Annotated in this window: 14 protein-coding genes and 2 pseudogenes; 10 read left to right on the top strand and 6 right to left on the bottom strand. The window is 68.0% G+C overall.

Features of this window, described 5'->3' with window-relative positions:
* Nucleotides 1-391 precede the first annotated feature (391 nt).
* From F8566_RS22195 to F8566_RS22150, 10 genes are all read left to right on the top strand, one after another.
* The gene (locus tag F8566_RS22195) at nt 392-1,714 is read left to right on the top strand and encodes a cytochrome P450 (protein WP_151562812.1); all 1,323 of its coding nucleotides are present in this window, start codon (nt 392-394) and stop codon (nt 1,712-1,714) included.
* Between the two features lie 29 nt (nt 1,715-1,743).
* The gene (locus F8566_RS22190) at nt 1,744-2,790 is read left to right on the top strand and encodes a terpene synthase family protein (RefSeq protein WP_151562810.1); all 1,047 of its coding nucleotides are present in this window, start codon (nt 1,744-1,746) and stop codon (nt 2,788-2,790) included.
* Between the two features lie 80 nt (nt 2,791-2,870).
* Nucleotides 2,871-4,547: a hypothetical protein gene (locus F8566_RS22185; protein WP_225993407.1), complete on the top strand. Its 1,677-nt coding sequence runs from the start codon at nt 2,871-2,873 to the stop codon at nt 4,545-4,547.
* A gap of 27 nt (nt 4,548-4,574) precedes the next feature.
* On the top strand, nt 4,575-6,167 hold the full coding sequence (locus F8566_RS22180) for a GMC family oxidoreductase (protein WP_151562808.1): 1,593 nt from the start codon (nt 4,575-4,577) through the stop codon (nt 6,165-6,167).
* Nucleotides 6,168-6,367: 200 nt separating this feature from the next.
* Nucleotides 6,368-6,832, top strand: coding sequence for a hypothetical protein (locus tag F8566_RS51455; RefSeq protein WP_225993431.1), 465 nt, complete (start codon nt 6,368-6,370; stop codon nt 6,830-6,832).
* Nucleotides 6,732-7,052 (top strand): transposase, encoded by a 321-nt coding sequence (locus tag F8566_RS22170; RefSeq protein ID WP_264159387.1) that lies wholly within the window; start codon nt 6,732-6,734, stop codon nt 7,050-7,052. The genes F8566_RS51455 and F8566_RS22170 overlap by 101 nt, the downstream gene beginning before the upstream one ends.
* Before the next feature lie 1,050 nt (nt 7,053-8,102).
* Nucleotides 8,103-8,930: a hypothetical protein gene (locus F8566_RS22165; RefSeq protein WP_151562802.1), complete on the top strand. Its 828-nt coding sequence runs from the start codon at nt 8,103-8,105 to the stop codon at nt 8,928-8,930.
* A gap of 156 nt (nt 8,931-9,086) precedes the next feature.
* Entirely contained in the window at nt 9,087-9,806 is a 720-nt protein-coding gene (locus tag F8566_RS22160) for a hypothetical protein (RefSeq protein WP_151562800.1), read from the top strand.
* 97 nt (nt 9,807-9,903) lie between these two features.
* The gene (locus F8566_RS22155) at nt 9,904-10,650 is read left to right on the top strand and encodes a hypothetical protein (protein ID WP_151562797.1); all 747 of its coding nucleotides are present in this window, start codon (nt 9,904-9,906) and stop codon (nt 10,648-10,650) included.
* Between the two features lie 240 nt (nt 10,651-10,890).
* A complete protein-coding gene (locus F8566_RS22150; RefSeq protein ID WP_225993406.1) occupies nt 10,891-11,130 on the top strand; it encodes a hypothetical protein in 240 nt (79 codons plus the stop codon).
* A 276-nt stretch (nt 11,131-11,406) separates the two neighbouring features.
* On the opposite strand, the gene F8566_RS52670 is transcribed toward F8566_RS22150, so the two are convergent.
* The 6 genes and pseudogenes from F8566_RS52670 to F8566_RS22125 all read right to left on the bottom strand — a co-directional run bounded on the left by F8566_RS52670 (nt 11,407) and on the right by F8566_RS22125 (nt 17,463).
* Complete coding sequence (locus F8566_RS52670) at nt 11,407-11,910, bottom strand: YihY/virulence factor BrkB family protein (RefSeq protein WP_318836431.1); 504 nt, start codon at nt 11,908-11,910, stop codon at nt 11,407-11,409.
* 85 nt (nt 11,911-11,995) lie between these two features.
* Nucleotides 11,996-12,397, bottom strand: a pseudogene (locus F8566_RS52665) (YihY/virulence factor BrkB family protein); the annotation flags it as partial.
* A gap of 73 nt (nt 12,398-12,470) precedes the next feature.
* Nucleotides 12,471-12,737: a DUF4235 domain-containing protein gene (locus F8566_RS22140; protein ID WP_151562795.1), complete on the bottom strand. Its 267-nt coding sequence runs from the start codon at nt 12,735-12,737 to the stop codon at nt 12,471-12,473.
* Between the two features lie 6 nt (nt 12,738-12,743).
* Nucleotides 12,744-13,499 carry a DUF3618 domain-containing protein gene (locus F8566_RS22135; RefSeq protein ID WP_151562793.1) on the bottom strand — a complete coding sequence of 252 codons (756 nt, stop codon included), beginning with the start codon at nt 13,497-13,499 and terminating at the stop codon, nt 12,744-12,746.
* Nucleotides 13,496-13,974 (bottom strand): annotated as a pseudogene (locus F8566_RS53025) (phage holin family protein). The gene F8566_RS22135 and the pseudogene F8566_RS53025 overlap by 4 nt, the downstream one beginning before the upstream one ends.
* Before the next feature lie 837 nt (nt 13,975-14,811).
* Entirely contained in the window at nt 14,812-17,463 is a 2,652-nt protein-coding gene (locus F8566_RS22125) for an ATP-binding protein (protein ID WP_151562792.1), read from the bottom strand.
* Nucleotides 17,464-17,485: the final 22 nt, after the last annotated feature.

Raw genomic sequence — 17,485 nt, 5'->3', positions numbered from 1 at the left:
GAAGAATCACCCCACGCGCGCCCGACCAACACGATCCGCCTCCGAGATGTGTCGCGCTTCGTCCCCGGTGTCGCGCCTTCCGCCCTGACCAGCCAACAGAGCCACCCTGCCCTCGGCGTACCGACAGAGGCAACGTGCCAGGCGGTGGTCGATCACCGCCATGCTCGACGCTCAGCGTGCCGCGCACCTGCGCTGGTCAAGGCGCAAAGCGCGACATGGCCATCAGCGCGACATGTTCGACATTGGATGGGAGTTACGAGCCGAAACGGCGGGCGATAGTACCGGAACCAACAAAGTCAGCTAACAGAGCGGTGACAGTGGAACTGGTCCATGACTTTTCGCTGTCGAAATCGAGGAACCGGCGGCATGTGCCGCCGAACTGGTGGTGACCATGCTCACGACAGGGTCCGCTCCTTGGGCTGTGCCCGTTCTGGGGCACGCGTACCAGCTCGGCAGAAGGCCACTGGACTTTCTGGACTCGTTGCCCGCGCACGGGGATCTTGTCCAGATCAAGCTCGGTCCGTGGCGGGCTCATGTGCTCTGCCATCCCGACCTCGTCCACCAGGTCCTGGTGGACGACCGCACCTTCGACAAAGGCGGTCCCTTCATCGACAGGTTCCGGGACGTGGTCGGTGACAGCCTGGGGACGTGCCGGCATCGGGATCACCGCAGGCAGCGGCGCCTGGTGCAACCGGCGTTCCATCGACGGCGGATGCCCGGCTATGGCGCGGTGGCGTCCGAGCGGATCGACGCGGTCATCCGGTCGTGGCAGCACGGGCAGATGATCGACGTGCCCGCTGAAATGCACGATCTCACCATGGCCACGGTGACCCGGACCTTGTTCGCCAACGCGGTCGAGGCGCCGCTGATCACTGAGATCGGACGCTGCGTCGAGGCCGTCACCCGCGGCGTGGCCCGGCGCGTGGTGCTGCCCGTGACGCTCATCGGGAAGATCCCCACCACGGGCAACCGGCGGTTCGACCGGGCACGGGACCGCCTGCACCGGCTCACCGGCGGGCTCATCGCTGACTACCGGCGTGCGGGCGTCGATCACGGCGACCTGCTGTCGATGTTGCTGACCACCGAAGATGACGACGGGCCTGGCATGACCGACGAGGAGATCCATGACCAGGTCCTGATGTTCTTCCTCGCCGCAGTCGAGGCCACGCCCGCTTTGCTGTCGTGGGCCTGCTACCTGCTCGGCCGCCATCCCGAGATCCAGGCACGCTTGCAGGACGAAGCCGACGCGGTGCTCGCCGGGAGCGTCGCCGAGCACGACGACCTGCCAAGGCTCGGCCTGACGCAACGAGTCGTCACCGAGACGTTGCGCCTCTACCCGCCAGGGTGGCTGCTCACGCGGACGACCACGGCCGACGTCGAACTCGCCGGGCACCCCGTCCCCGCCGGCACGACGATCGTCTTCAGCCCGTACCTCCTCGGCCGCCGAGCCGAGCTCTTCCCCGATCCCGGCCGTTTCGACCCCGACCGGTGGCTGGACGGCGAGATGCGGCTACCGCGCGGCGCCTTCGTCCCCTTTGGAGAGGGGGCGCGCAAATGCATCGGCGACGGCTTCGCCAAGAACCAGGCCGCGCTCACCCTTGCCTCCATCGCCGCGCGCTGGCGACTTCAGCTCACACCGAGCTTCCGCGTCCGTGCCGCGTGGCGCGCCGTTCTCGCTCCGCGTTCCCTTCCCATGCGACCGGCCCGCCGGTGACTCTCGACGCCATCTGGAGTTGATCAACGATGCCGCAGAAAGTTCGATTCGAGATCCCCTTCGCCCCGCACGTGTCCCCGTTTCGTGACTGGGCGCGAGAGCGGAACGTGGAGTGGCTGGCCGCCAGCGGACTGACCGCCTCAGAGGAAGGCCGGGAACGGTACAGGCTGTGGAATCTCGCCGATGCAGCCGCCCGCATCTATCACGCCGCGGACCCCGACGCATTGGCAGAGACCCTGAACTTCTTCTCCATCGGCTTCCTCTTTGACGACCAGTTCGATCCGGACATGCCTGGCCGCCTGCCGCGCGTGGCACGGACCGCGGCCGAAATGGCCGTCGTCCCGTTCCGTCCGGTCGGCGCCTCCGTGGAATTCGTCTGCCCGGTGACCGAGGCGTGGGCGGCGCTCTGGCAGCGGATCGCGGCCAGAACACCGGCGACCTGGCAGGAGAGGTTCGCTGCGCACTTCGCGCAATGGCTGACCGCGCACGTGTGGGAGGTACGCCTCACCGCGGAGGGATACATTCCGGAGCTGGACGGCTACATCAGGCTCCGCCGGCAGTCGGTCGGGCTGGATCACAGCTACGACATCGCCGAGTGGACCTACGGATTCGAGATGCCGGCGGCCGCCGCCGCGCATCCCTTGTTCCGCGAGCTGCGAGTGGCCGCGACGGACACGATCGCCTTTATGAACGACATTCACTCCTACGAGCGGGAGACCAGCCGGCACGAAGCGCACAACCTCGTCATAGTGCTGCATCAGCGGTGTGGTCTCTCGCGAGAGGAAGCCGTCGCCAGAGCGGCTGAGATGACACGGGAGGCTCTCGCCCGGTTCATGACCCTCGAGTCGAACGTGCCCGAAGCCTACGAGGAGCTCCGCCTCGACGACGTCCAGCGCGACTCAGCGGACCGCTTCCTGGACGGTGTGAAGGACTGGATTCGCGGCAACCACGACTGGGCGATCAACTCCGGTCGCTACAAGACCTTCGCGCCAGACAGCAGCGCCTATACCGAGGACATTCTGTCACCAGGTTTCCAAGCCGGAGTTCCCGGCATGGAATCGACCTCCAGAGCCTGACCGAGAAGCCATGGCAACCCTTTCATGCGGCGGTACACAGCCCGGCTGCCCGCCCCGATGACCATCACCCAGAGGTGAGCATGACCGATACAAGACCACTCCAAGCAGAAGGGGTCGTAGAGGAGTTCCGGAAGTTGGTCGGGTCGCACATCAGCGTCCGCCACCCGGAGTATCTGCGGCAAGAGGCGGCTGGACTCGCCCGCTTCGCCGCCTCAGGCGACCAGTCTGGGCCGGTGCGGCGGGAGCAGATCTTCATCGATGGCGCGCTGGCCCATCCGTCAAGGGAACTCATGCGCCCCGACGAGCAAGGACAGGCCCGGCTGCTGGCACTGGACCAGAGGTTGGCGGCCATCCGGGATGCGTTCCCGTTCGCGTCCACCGATACGCGGATGTGCAGGCTCGCATGTGAATTGCTGGAATCGGCCTGGCGCCAGCGAGCCGAGGCCGCGCCCGTGGAAACTGCGGACTCCACCGGCTGCACCTGTCTGCTCTGCTCGCATCTGCCGACGCCACCTCCGCGCCGGCTTGAGGACTACGACTGGAGGAAGAGCGCCGGTGCACCACTCCTGGTCAAGACGTGGCCGTATCGGCGAGAACTCGACAGCGTCCTGTCCGGGGGATGGGCATGGACCAGGAAAATGAGCGACTCCGACCACGACCTCGGGCTCCGATTCCGAAACGAGGACGACATCCTCGTCTTCCAGGAGTACAAGCGTGTCGCGAACTCCGTCGACATCTCAGGCCTGCACCGCAAGGTCGGTCAGGAGCTTACGCACCAGGCGAGCACGAACGGGGCCCGTGCGCTGGTGAGCGGGCTTTACGCCACGCATAAGCGCGCCGTGGACGAATACTGGCTCACTCGCCACACCCGCGGAGCCATCACGCTCCCGCAGGCGAATCCGCTCGACAAACTGACCTACGCGCTGTTGCAGACGCTCGACTGCCTGTTCTGGCATGTGCCGCCTGAGGCGGAGCTGTGGCAGGAGGGAAATCTCGCCTCGTTGGTCCTGTGCCGGGTGCTGGACGACATGACCGACACCAGAGCGGACGCCGTCACAGGCGAGATCAGCAACTTCTGGCTCGGCTCCGTGTCCACGCACGACAAGGCCATGTACGCCGCGAGCGCCATCGCACTCGTCAAATACGGCTGCATGCCCGAATCACATGGCGTTCTGTGGAACACGTGGTTGATGGACACCACCATCGTCTGGATGGCCCTCACCGGCCGCCACGCACTGTGGTTCGACGGCATCATCGATGAACTGCCGCCCTTGGAGGACTGCCCGCTGTGCGGCATCGAACCGAACTCCTGCACCGGACTCCTCTCCGGTGGCATCACCCTGAAATCCGGGCCGCAGATCCGTGTGAACAGCCTCAGCTCTCAAGCCCGTCGTCTCTCGAATCTGTGCCGCACGTACGCACCCGATGTCTGGCGCCTCTTCGATCGAGAGCTGGCCGCCTTTGAGGCACTCCACGGCGAATGGCACGGAGACCTCGAAATCACCTGGAAGATCCTCAGCCGCACCTACGTCGCAGCAGTCCGAGCCTGCCTGGCAGGAGGGAACGGCGCTCGCGAGGTCCAGCTGAACGCCGGTGCCGTGGGAGCAGAGCTCTTCCACGCCCTTAACGCACCTCCGACCTGGAAGGAGGACACGGCGCTCCTCGCCTACATGTTCGGCTGCGCACACCCGCATTTCCTCTGGAACTGCGTGGGCTACCGAAGCGACGCAGTCGCCGGCGACGAACTGGATGGCTAGAGCGGCAGCGAACGCCGGGATGGAGACATGAAGCGCAATTCCAGCAGATCAAGCTCATATGACCACGTCGTGGTCGGCGCCGGATCCGCCGGCTGCGTGCTCGCAAGCCGGCTGACCGAAGATCCACGAACTCGCGTCCTGCTCGTCGAGGCGGGACCACGCGACAAGAGCCTGAAGATGAGAATCCCCCTGGCATTCGCGGAACTGTTCGACAGCGAATACGACTGGGCGTTCCGCACCGAACCGCAAAAGCAGCTGGACGGACGCAGCGTCCGCTGGCCTCGAGGCCGGACACTCGGTGGGAGCTCATCCCTCAATGGCCAGGTCTACTGCCGCGACCGGGCCATTGATTTCCGGTCATGGGAGCCCGGCTGGACCTTCGATGATCTGCTTCCCTATTTCCGGCGATCAGAGCGTTCCTCATACGGCACACCGGCATTGCACGGTGATGCCGGTCCGCTCCATGTCACACGTCCACGCAGACCCCACCGGCTCACAGCCGCGTTCGTCGCAGCCGCCGAGCAGACCGGATTGCAGCACGTGGACGACCTGAACTCCGAGCCCGGCACGGACGTGGTGGGCCACAGTCCGCTGAACCAATGGCGAGGACGACGTTGGAGCAGCGCAGACGCCTACCTGCGGCCGGCCGCCAAGCGCCGGAACCTGACGGTCCTCACCGACACCCTGTGCACCGGCATCGAGATCCATGGCCGGCAAGCCGTCTCGGTCACCCTCCGGCAGGGGTCTCAGACCATCAGAGTCCGGGTCGACGGTGAGGTGATCCTGGCCGCCGGCGCGATCAGCACGCCGCACCTGCTGCAGATTTCAGGAATCGGCCGCCCTTCAGATCTGACGGCAGCGGGAACGACCGTCCTCCACGAACTGCCGGCTGTCGGTCACTATCTGCAGGATCACCCTCTGGTATTCCTCGTCCGCGCCTGCCGCCGGCCCATCTCCCTCTATGGCGCCGGGGGAGTGCGCGACCTGCTCTCGTGGGCGGTTCTGCGCCGGGGCCCGCTGGCCTCGAACGCCGCGGAGGCATTGGCGTTCCTGCGAACCCACGAGAGCCTGGACGGCCCCGACATCGAATTGGGCTTCGTCCCGGGACCCTTCGTCGACGGTGGCTACGGCACGCCGACGGCACATGCGATGAGCCTGGCCATCAACCTGCTCCAGCCGGTATCGCGGGGATCGATCGTCCTGCGCGATCCCGAGGCGGCACACCCGCCGCGGATCGACCCGGGCTACTTCACTGAGCCCGGCGACCTGAACGTCCTTGTGGAGGGTATCCGCAGCGCGATGGATATCTTCGATGCCGAAGCCCTCGCAGTCCACGCTGGGGATTGGATGGATTCCCCCGCGCCGGACGCCACCCGCACCGCGATCGAAGCCTTCATCCGAAGGAACGCGAGCACCGGCTTTCACCCAGTCGGAACCTGCCGCCTTGGATCCGACAACCAGACCTCGGTAGTGGATACGTCCCTACGAGTCCACGGCATTACCGGTCTGAGGATCGCTGACGCTTCGGTCTTCCCCCATATCGGACGCGGCCACCCCCACGCGACCGTCGTCGCCCTAGCGGAACGCGCAGCCGATCTCATACGCGCACAACACCCATAGAAGACGCGGTCGCCGTAGTACTCGGGAAAGATCGGGTGGATATGGCTGACCGAGCCGTACTACGGGGTGACCTTCGCTACAGCATTAGCTTTACTTGTCACACCGGCCTGCGGCGGTTCGCGTCCGCCGAGTTCGCCGCTGGACGGGCACGGGGTGGCTCGGCACCGTTGTGTGTGTCACATCAACCCGGGAGACCCGTCGTGTCCGTCGTCCCCTTCCCCGGCGGCGCCAGTCCCGTCGCCGAGGTGACGCCCGAGTACTTCGCCGCGGTGATGGAGCGGTGGGACACCGCGGCGGCCGCGACCTGGAACCGGCACCTGCCCGCACTCGCCTTGTTCGCGACATGGGCGCAGCGCCAGGAGGTCCTGGAGACCAATCCGGCCCAGCGGATGGAGCGCCGCAAGACCGCCCGCCGCGGTGACCACGCCATCCCGCGCGGCCGCTTGGACAAGCTGTTCACAGGCGACGAGCATGGGCTGCGCGAGCGGGTGCTGTGGCGGATGCTGTACGGGACCGCCGCCGGCACCGAAGGCGATGAAGTTCAACTCGCTGCTCGCCAACGGTGTGATCCTCCACAACACACTCGACATCGCCGACGTCGTCCGGCAATTGCAGGTCGAGGGCTGGAAGATCGGGCCCGAGGACCTGGCCGAGGTTTCCCTTAACCCATACCGAACGGCTGCTGCTGGTTGCCGCCGCCCTGCGCGGCACCTGCACCAGCGCCCGCACGATCCTCGCTTGGGTCCTGGACATCCCCTCCCGCTGATCCACCTCACCCAGCTGGCCGGGAGTGCTCCCGGGCAGGCCCCGGCCGCCGACTCGCACCTTGCGGCCGGGGCAACAGGGCAAGAGGTGGCCGCACATCCACTAGTCACGGCGCATTGACGGGGTACGGGCGTGTATTCGGTTCACCCGTCAGCTTCCCGAGACGATCACCTGACGTCAGATTCCCGGAGGGCCCCGGCCGCTACAGCCAGGTTCAGAAGCCGATCAGAAAAGAGTCATGCCATCGGTCCTGGCCACCGCGCGGACCTCCGACCGGTCGTTGTAGGTGTCCGCTGGGCCTCATGAAGGTCTACATGCCCGGCGGCCTCTACCCACCGACAAGCATCATCTTGACGGCGTCAGTGACCGGTCCGAGGACATTGACACCGAAGTGCCGTTTCGATTGTGGCGGCCAGAGTCGAAGCGGAGGCGGAACGCGCTGCGCGTGGCGTCAAGGCCATCCTCCTGATCAAGGCAGGATCGGCCACCAAGGCATGGCGACTCCGACCTCTGCCATTTAACCTGACCAGCACCATCGTTTTTCACAATATGAAATATCCATGTGCCATTAAGGGTTTGAGGCCGCCGTTCGCAAATCGATGCCAGGGGAGCTGGCCAAGTTTCTTCTTTTCGAGCAACGAACCGCGCGCCATTGCGCGCAAGACGCACCTGTGCCAGGTTCCCGCCGATCGAGGGCGTTTTGACGGACGGCGGGCGGGGTGCTGGGCCTACGCCTGGCCGCGGATCCCTTGAAGTCCGCGCCCGCTGTGGCTGCGGGCGCGCTGTCGACGACCGGCGTTCCGCCGCCCTGTGGCACCTTCAGCTGCATGCCCGGCCGCCGGGTCCACTACCTCGTGCCGACCAGCTGCATGAGAAGACGACCACCTCGCGAGGACGATAGAAAGCTACTTTGCTGCCCTTGCGGAATCAGATGTCGACATCGACTCGCCCGGGAGGAAGATCGACGCGAATCCGCCTCGCCACCGTATCAGTAGCCTAGTTCCAAGGGTTATCTCCTTTGCTGCGTCCTTCGTTGGAGAATGGCGTCATCTAGGTAAACTTCGCTACTGGGAGCTCTTTTCGGCGGTTAGGTGATGTTGCGGCCGGGGCAGGAGTGGGCGCGGAAGCCCGGCTGCAATGTGCCGGGAAATCGCCGAAAGAGGGAAAGACATGACCCAAAGCGATGTCGCGTCGGCGAGCGAGGCCGAGGGCCTGCTGCAGACGCTGGAGCTGCCGGAGTTCACCGGCGGCCAAGGCGAGCGTTTCGACGATGCGGAGGCGGTCGTCTACTCCGGCGACGGCCAGGCCAAAACCGCCACGGTGGTCAAGAACCGGATGCTCCTGGTCAGCGACCCGAAGCTGACGGCCGAGCAGCAAAGCGATGTGGACCTGTCCACTTTGCTGGCGCAGGCCAACTCCGACAAGCGGTACGACCAGGAAACGCAGATGCCCGAGTGGTACCGCAACTACAAGCAGGTGATGGGCAAGCTCTGCTACTGGACGATCCACGGGCTGGAGTTCCAGGAGTACAAGAGCAGTGAGGCGACCTTCTCGCTGAACTCGGTCGCCCTGGAGGTGCTGGAGCAGATCGTCCGCAACCTTCCCAACGCCGCGGCCATCAGGACCACGGTGGCTGACGCCATCAACAAGCTGGTCAAGCTGGCCGAGAAGGGCGACCCCAGGGCCAACATTTTCGGCAGGGGGCACGACGGCGACCAGGCGGTCAAGCTTGCGATCGGGTACGCCTACCCCGGCCAGTCGGGGCCGCGGATCGTGATGTCGGCGTTCTACTTCAAGGCCGACAAGAACGTCACCAACCTGTTGGTGGCCAAGTGGCGCACCCAGGAGACCCGGGTGTGGTATTCCAGCGCCGAGATGGAGCAGTCCACCGCCCTGTTCACCAAACCGCAACCCAAGAGCGGCAAGCCCCAACGCGAGCTGCTGCGGATCAAGCTCGGCAAGGCCGCCGAAGATGAGCTGAACAAACTGGAGATCTGACCGGCTGCCGACCGGTGCGGTGCCAGGCCTCCACCGAGGCGACCGGCACCGCACCACCCGCCGAGCAGCCTGTGATCCGTAAGGCTTCCCTCGTAGCTGATGCTCCAGCAGTACCTACTGCCGGTCGGTTCCACCCCTTGGTGAAATGAGGTGCCCATGAACCCGCCCCACACCCAACGTCGGCCGGGCCGCCCGATGCCCGGCGCCGTCGCGGCCACCGCGCGGTTGCGCGTGCTGGGACGCACCGGCGCGGTGGTGACCACCGCGCGACTGGCCGCTGAGGCCCGCGACCGCCACGACGTGGACGCTAGTCTGCTGTACGGCCAAAACTGCGCTGATACCTACGGTGACATCTTCGGCGACCCGCGGCAGTGGTTCGAAAACCACAGCCAGTACCTGGACCAGGTCGGCTGGGAGTACCTCAGCGGCAACGCCAAGTGGGACCGACCGGCCGGACCGCTGGAAGTCGACCAGATCATCCGCCAAAGGTTCGCCGCCATCCCCGGATCGGCGCCGCAGATGCACAACCTGGTCGACCGAGCCCTGGCCCGCCTCGGACAGGCCCGCACCTCCGGCAACCCGGCCCTGGCACGATTCGGCACCGCGCCCAGCGGTGCCCGCCGAGGCTGCTTCTATCTCACCCACGTCGATCACCAGGCCAACGGCCCGGTCTTCCACATGGTGAACTTCTGGTACGACACCCAAGAGCACGTCACCAACGGGCTGTTCCACACCATCCGGGAAGCCACCACCGTGGTGTCGACCTCCTACGGCATCCGCCGCCTGGACCGCCGCGAGTACGCCACGCAGCGACAGCGAGTGGAACAGGCCCTGGCCGCCAACGCGGAGCAGGGCCTGCAGGACCTGCAGATCTGACACCACCGTCCTGTGCGCCGCCACCGCCACGCTGGTCATCACCCGCCGCTGCCGCCGTCTTGTCAGCGCCAGCGCAACCCAACAGGAAGGGACGACCATGTCCACACACCCACCCACCAGCGCCACCATCGGCGCTGTGCCCGCAACCGGCACAGCTTCCAGCACCGGCCCGACGACCCCAGCGGTACGGGAAACGGCACCGCTGGTGATCCTGGCCGACGCCGTGCTGCTGGTGTTCGACCCCCAGATCACCGACCAGCAATGGGAGGACACCTACAACACTGTGCTGCTGGCCACTCTCGCCACCACCAAGAAGACACCGCTTCCGACCGACGACACCAAATGGTTCACCGCCTGGGCCCACGTCCTGAACAAGCCGGGGATGTGGCGCACCCAGGAACCGTTCGCCTTCACCACCTGCGTCTCCCCGATCGTCGAACTACGCGAAGAAGTGATCGCCAAGCTGGCCGACCGCCTGAGCGACGACCAACTGGACCACCTCACCCAAACCCTGGCCGATCCACCCGACGCCTCCACCGACGGCGAAGACGAACAACCCGATCCGACCGACCCCGAACGCTTCACCTATGGCAGCGTCATCGTCGCCTACGTCACCACCGGCCGGTCCGGACCCCGCATGATCATCGCCGCGGGACACGCCAACCCCGCACCCGAGGAAAACTTGCTCACCACCCCGCTGGACCCCGAAGAGCACACCATCAAAGTCTCCACCGCCGACCTGGAGCACATCACCAAGGAGTACGCCCACTCCCAACCCGTCAAAGGCCCTCTGCGCCAACAGGTCAAGACCAAACTCGACGGGCAGCGCGCCGAGCTGCACTGACGGGATCGCGGCAGCCCCGCCACCCACATCGCCTGCACCTTTCCCGTCTTCACCAAGTGGGTGTTGACGGCGCGCACGCCGAACCGGTGATCTTCACCGGTTCGGAGGGGGCACGGCCGGAATACGCCGGGGCGGAATCATCGCGGCCGGCCGCCCAGGCCCCGACGGCGCGCACGAAGGGCGGAGTGGAAGGCGACAATCGGCTGGTTCCGCCGCAACCACCTGGTCCCAGTCCCGGAGGTGAGCTCCCTCGCCGAGCTCAACGCGCTGGTCGACCAGTGGGACATCGAGGACGAGGCACGCCGGATCGGTGCCCGGCCACGGACCATCGGCGAGCACCTGGCCGTCGAGCGGCCACTGCTCAAACCGGTCCCGGACGAGTCGTTCGAAACCGGGTTGACGTTGTCGCTGCGAGTGTTACCCGCCACTCAAGATAAGGATGCGATTCCGCAATCTGGCCGTGATGTGTGCGTCCGATGACCCGGTGAGGCTGTTGGCCTTGTCGAGGATCGATCGCTGTCCAGTGAGCTTCCGACGGGCGACTCTTCCCAGGGAAGAGGGCCAGTGGTGCGCGCACGCTACTTTGCCTGTCCGTCTCGGACTTGGGGAATCGCTGTGGCTGGGGTTTCCGCATCGTCCGCCCGGTGGGGACATCTTTGGACAGTTGATGGTGCCTGGCGGGTTACGAAGGGCAGGTCGGGGCGTTGAAGATCTTCTCCTGCCGGGCCGAGGGAACACCGCTGAGGGCTGGAACGGTCAGGTGGCGCCCAGGTCGTTGTCGCGTCGGTCGTCGTCGATCTTTCGGGTGTCGCGGGGTTCGACGTAGGGCTCGTGTTGTTCGGGGTGTCCGGCGGCGATGGCGCGGCCGCGTTCGAGTTCGGCGTTGAGTTCGGCGCCGAGCAGGATGGCGATGTTGGTGATCCATAGCCAGACCAGGAAGATGATCAGTCCGGCGAGGCTGCCGTAGGTCTTGTTGTAGGAGGAGAAGTTGGCGACGTAGAAGGCGAAACCGGCCGAGGCGATCAGCCAGAGGGCCAGGGCGAGGATGCCGCCGGGGGTGACCCATTTGAAGCCGTGTTTGGCGTTGGGGGAGGCCCAGTACAGCAGCGCGAACAGGAAGCTGACCACCAGCAGCAGCACGGGCCATTTGGCGATGTTCCAGGTCGTCACTGCGGCCGATCCGAGACCCATGATGTCGCCGGCTTTCTGCGCCAGCGGCCCGGAGATCACCACCGCGATCGCGGAGGCGGCCAGCAGCACCAGGGTGACCAGGGTGACCCGCGACGCGGATCGGCAGGGTCTTCCAGATCGGACGGCCTTCGGGCACGTCGTAGACGGCGTTGGAGGCGCGCATGAACGCCGCCACATAGCCCGACGCCGACCACAGCGCGGCGGCCAGGCCGAGCAGCGCCACCAGGCCAGCGCCGCCTTGGCCGCGTTGCAGTTCGGTGAGGGCGTTGACCAGGACTTGTTTGACCGATCCGGGAGCCATCTGCCCGACGTTGGTGATCAGGTCCTGGGAGACCTGCTGGCCGCCGAGTCCGACCAGGGACACCACGACCAGCATGGCGGGGAAGATCGATAGGACGCCGTAGTAGGTGAGGGCGGCGGCCCAGTCGGCGAGGTTGTCGTCTTTGAACTCGGCGAAACTGCGTTTGACCGCGCCCCACCACGAGGTGGTCGGCAGGGCGGTGGGAGCTTCCGGCGCGGGCCGGGACGTGCGCGGTGTCGTGGTGTGTTTGGCCATCATGAATCACCTCTCCCAGGCCGTGGCCCATTCCTTGGGCGGGCGCGGGGTCAGTCGCGGGTCAGTTATGGGATCAGTCTTCGTCGGCGGGCCAGCGCCCGGTCGTCCTGCGGACCGCCTGGGCGCCGGCACGCTGGGTGGCCGCTTTCACCAGCGCGAAGATCGCGCCCTGGATGGCCGCGGCGATGAGTACCTCGCGCCAGCTGCGGTCGGGGTCGTCGGCGTCGGGAGCGTCGTCTTCTCCCGCGGCCAACTTCCAGGCCTGTTTGAACAGCACCCCGGCCAGCAACCCGCCGAGCACGCTGAACAGCAGCGACAGCACCTTATAAATGATCTTCATTGCTCCTCACTCCTCGCGTGAGCGGCTCCGGCGGCGCAGGCGTGCAGTGACCATCAGGACGGTCGCGGCGGCTACGGCCCCTTGAAGACGGGGATTGATGCTCGGGGCGCTGGTGGCGTTGCGGATACCGCAGGTGAGCCCGGCTACGGCGGCTTGGCCACGCATAGCAGCCTGCGCGGAGAGGTCGCTGTCTTTCACAGCGGCGCTGAGCTCAGCCGCTTTGGCGCGCAGCCGCTCGGGCATGGTGGCAGGGGCCCGGCGGGCACGGCGTACCCGCCACACCAGCACCCCGGCGGCGACCATGGCCGCGCCAATGATCACTACCGTGCCGGCCCGGCGGGCCTGCTCGGCGCCATCGTCGGAGGTGGTGGCCTGGCGCGCCTTGGCGCCAAACTGACCGGCCTTGTCGCGGGCCTGCCGTGCGGCCGGGGCGACCTTGCCACCGACGGCGTGCAACTTGTGCCGCGATGTCGTCGTCGCGGCCTGTTTGAGCTCGTGGGCCTTGTCCGTGGCGCGGGCCTTGATGTCGGTCTTGGCGGCCAGTGCCTCGACGGTGTCACCCAGATCCTCGCGGGTGCGTTCGATGTCGGCCCGCAGCTCGGCCTGAGGCTCCTCGGTGGAAGCCGCCGCGGTCGAGCGTGGTCCGGCCTGCGGCTGGCCGGTGTCGGCGATGGTCACCGAGGCCGGCTTGTCGGTACCGGCCCCGGTACCGCTGGCCGTGCCTGGGGTGCCGGGAGTGCCGGGGCGGTCCTGTGCGGTCATCGGTGTGCCCTTTCGGTGATGGTGGTGATGTCCTGCTTGACGCTCTGGGCGGCCTGCCGCGGTACCGGTGGCGTGGCCTGCGCGGTCTGCGTGCGGCCGATCATCGCCAGCACCGCGGCGACGGTGAACAGCACGCCGGCAACGATGAGTGCGGCGGCCCACACCGGCAGCACCAGCGCCAGCGCAGCGATCACCGCCGCGACCACGGCGCCGCTCCGTACAGGGCCACCAGCCCGGCACCGCCGAACAGCCCGACGCCCTTGCCGGCGTGCGTGCCCTTGTCCTTGATCTCGGCCACCGCCAGCCGCAGCTCCGCCCGCACCAGGTCCGGCAACTGCTGAGTGGCCTGCTTGATCAGCTCACCGGTGCCCTGCTCCGCGACCGTCGATGAGGACGTCCCTGTCGGGTGCGCGGTGTGTGCCTGGGCGGCGCGCTCTTGGGCGTTCGCCTGCGCCGAGGGCCGCACCGAACTCATCGCGGTTCACCTCCCGCTCCCTGGTCGAGCTCCCAATCATGGGTTTGATTCATTGCACTTGGGGTGTCTCTGGGCGTGCCCGACCTGAAAGGCCTAAACCTGGGACCTGGACAAATACCGCCGCAAGCAAGAGGGCTGAGAACAAGAGGCTGAAAGGGGCCGTTCCTAGCGCGACCTGCGGTCAGCGTTCCGGCCGGACCCGCACCGGAGCCGGCGCCGATGCCGCTCGGATAGCGCGCCGGTATACACGCGTGCATAGGCGACCACGGCCAACCTGGCCACCGGCACACCAGGGATAGGCGCTGCCGCGACCACCGCTGCAGCGAAAGCGATGGCGGCAGCCGTAGGCCCGGACGGAAACGCCCCCGACTCAGGCACCGGCCCGGCCGCCGACCCCGCAACCGGGGGCTGCCGGACCGGCCGATCACCCGCTTGCCGATCACATTGGTCACCGGCCCCGCCACCAGCATCGCCGCCATCCTGCGCCCCGCCGCCCGACGCACACCAGGGCCACCCGCGGCGGCCAGCACCCCGGCCGCCGACAGGTAGCGGGAGTTCTACAGGGCGACGGCGTTGACGACCAGGCCGAGCGCCGCCAGTTGGTCTGCTCGTCCTTCAGGCAAGCTTGGCGGATCGGGCCGTTGCCGCCGTGGCAGATCTTGCGGGCCAGGCGGTGCCCGGAATTCCTGTAGACAGCCTGGACCCGGAAGGGGCGGCCTGATGCTCTTCGGGCTCCTCGCGGCGGTGACCCGAGTTCCGAGCGCGAGACCCTCACCTGTCGCGCCGGTCGGCGACGGTCTTCGCCTTCGGTGTGGTCTGGCTCGCGGAACAAGATCGTTAAGGTTGGGCTCGCAGGGTTTCTGTGTGGGCTTGTTCGGCTTGGGCGTCCAGGTGTTCCCACGCTTTGATGGAGCGGGCCAGCTCGGAACTGTCTTTGTGGAGGCGTCCGCGGGCTCGGGCGAGGCAGGCCGCTGTCCAGGCGTTCTCCTCGGCGAGCGGGGTGGCGGCCGCCAGCAGGGCCGCGGCGTCGGGCATGTCCGCCGCCACGGCCAGTTCCGCGCCCGCCGCCCGGGCGTACGCCAGGTACGGGTCCAGCGGCGCGTTGACGGCGAAGGCGTGGCGTACGAGGGGGGCGGCGGCGTCGTATTGGCCGTCGTGGAGGGCGAGGCGGGCGTCGACGAACGCCGCGACCGCGGCTGTGCCGAGCGTGCCGCCGGCCACCTCCGCGGCGCGGGATCGCCACAGCGCGACGTCTTCCTCGACCATCGCGGACGCCAGCACCGTTGTGCAGACGGCCGGGAGCATCCACAGCGGGGCTGGCCGTCCGGCGCGTTCCCACTGGTCCCACATCCGTTCGGCGTATCTGATCGCGTCGCGGAACCGGCCGGTCAGCACGAGCGGCTGGACCAGACGGCTGGCGGTGATGTGGGTGTCGCTCAGCAGGTCGTCCTCGATGCCGGCCCGTGCCGCGGCCATCGCGCCGCGCAGGTCGCCGGCCATGATCGCGTAGATGCAGGCCCGGCCGTAGGTGTTGCAGATCTCGGGCGCGCAGTACGGGTCGTCGCCGTCCATGGACGGCAGCAGCCGCAGACGTTCCCGGGTGATGCGGTTGGCCTCCCGCAGCCGTCCGGCGTGCAGTGCCGCGGTCGCCGCCGCGCCCAGCCCGGAGCTGATCAGTACTGGATCCGCGGTCACCCGGGTGGCGGCGACGGCGGCCGAGGCGAGCTCGGGGTCCGGCGCGCCCTTGGCCGGGCCGGCCAGCCACGCGCGGGCCACGGCCACGCACGCCGCCACCTCCGGATCGTCACCGGGCCCGGCCGCGACCGCGTCGTCGAGGAGGCCGCGCAGGCGCTCGTGCGGTATGCCGGTCTCGAACGCCTCGGGGAACCGGCACGCGGTCTCGACCGCGCGGGCCAGGTCGATTGCCCGGCCGCGGTCGTCCCCGGCCCGCAGCCCCTGTTCAGCCGCCTCCAGCAGCAGTTCGTACACGTGCTGGTTGGACGTGGTGCTCACGTGCGCGCATCCGGCTCCCGCGCGCAGATCACGTGCCGCCGAGGCCGCGTCCGGCGCGACCGCGGCGGCGGTCCGGTGGTGCGCGAAGGACTCCAGCAGGTGCCGGCGGGCGAAAGTCAGGTGTGCCAGTGCGCTCGCCAGCCGATGCGTCACCTCGCCCGGACCGCCGGATGCGGCCAGCGCGGCCCGCAGATCCGCGGCCATGGCGTCGAAGTCCTCCCGCCACGCGGGGGCACCGAGCCTGCCCTCGGTGGCGGACGCCGCGTCGGCGGCCCAGCGAAGGTGGTGCGCCCTGGTTTTGTCCTCCTCGCCCGCGGCCGTCATCTCGGCCAGCGCGAAGGCTCGTACGGTCTCCAGCAGGCGCCATCGGCTGACCCGGCCGCGCACGTGCACCACGAGGCTCTTGTCCACCAGCTGGCCGAGCAGGTCCGCGACGCTCGCCCGGTCCCCGCCGATGGCGGCCGCGGCGTCGATGTCGAATGCTCCGACGAACACCCCGAGCCGACGGAACAGCGCCTGCTCCTCCTCGCCGAGCAGGTCATAGCTCCAGGACAGCACCGCGCGCAGGGACCGGTGCCGCTCGTCGCCGCCGCGCCCGCCCGACAGCAGCCGCAGCGCGTCCTCCAAGGCGGCGAGCAGCCCTGTGGCGCCCAGCGACGCGCCCCGCGCCGCGGCCAGCTCGATCGCCAAGGGCATGCCGTCCAGCCGCGCGCACAGGTCCGCGATCACCGCGGGCTCCGCCACGAACTCCGGGTCGGCGCTCAGCGCCCGGTCGTGGAACAGCCGCTCAGCGTCCGAACCCAGCGGCAGCGGCGCGACCGGCACGCTGCGTTCACCCGGGACGCCGAGCCGTTCCCGGCTGGTCACCAGTACGCGGGTGCCCGGGCAGGCGGCCAGGATGCGCTCCGCGAACGCGGCCGCCTCGTCGATCACATGCTCGCAGTTGTCCAGGACGAGCAGCGACCGCCCCGTACCCAGCCGCGCCGCGACCGCCTCGTCCAGCGGCTGATGCGAGCCCTCAGTGACCCCGAGCGTGGTCGCGACCGCGCGGGCCACGAACCCGTCACGTACCGGCACCAGGTCCACGAACCCGCCGCCGGACGGGAACGACGCGACGGCGTTCTCGGCGGCCACCGCGGCCAGCCGGGTCTTGCCCACGCCGCCCGGACCCAGCAGCGTCACCAGACGGGCCTCCTCGAGCGCGGCCAGTACGGCGGCGCACTCGGCGTCGCGGCCCACGAACGTCGTGCCGGCCACCGGAAGGCCGACGACAGGACCCGGTTCCCGCTCCGTGGAGCGGGCCAGCTCCGCCAGCGCCCACCGGTCGGCCATGCCGTATTTGCGCAGCAGCGACGACACGTGGCTCTCCACCGTGCGCACGGAAATGTGCAGCCGACGCGCGATCTGCGCGTTGGACAGCCGCGCGCCAAGCGCGGCCAGCACCTCGGCTTCCCGCTCTGATATTCGCTCCGCCACCGGTCCCCTTTCCGTGGTGGCA

It is taken from the genome of Actinomadura rudentiformis (genome assembly GCF_008923185.1).
In the GTDB taxonomy this organism is placed as follows: domain Bacteria; phylum Actinomycetota; class Actinomycetes; order Streptosporangiales; family Streptosporangiaceae; genus Spirillospora; species Spirillospora rudentiformis.
The sequence above is the reverse complement of the archived record's forward strand: the minus strand, read 5'-3'. Positions and strand labels throughout refer to the sequence as shown.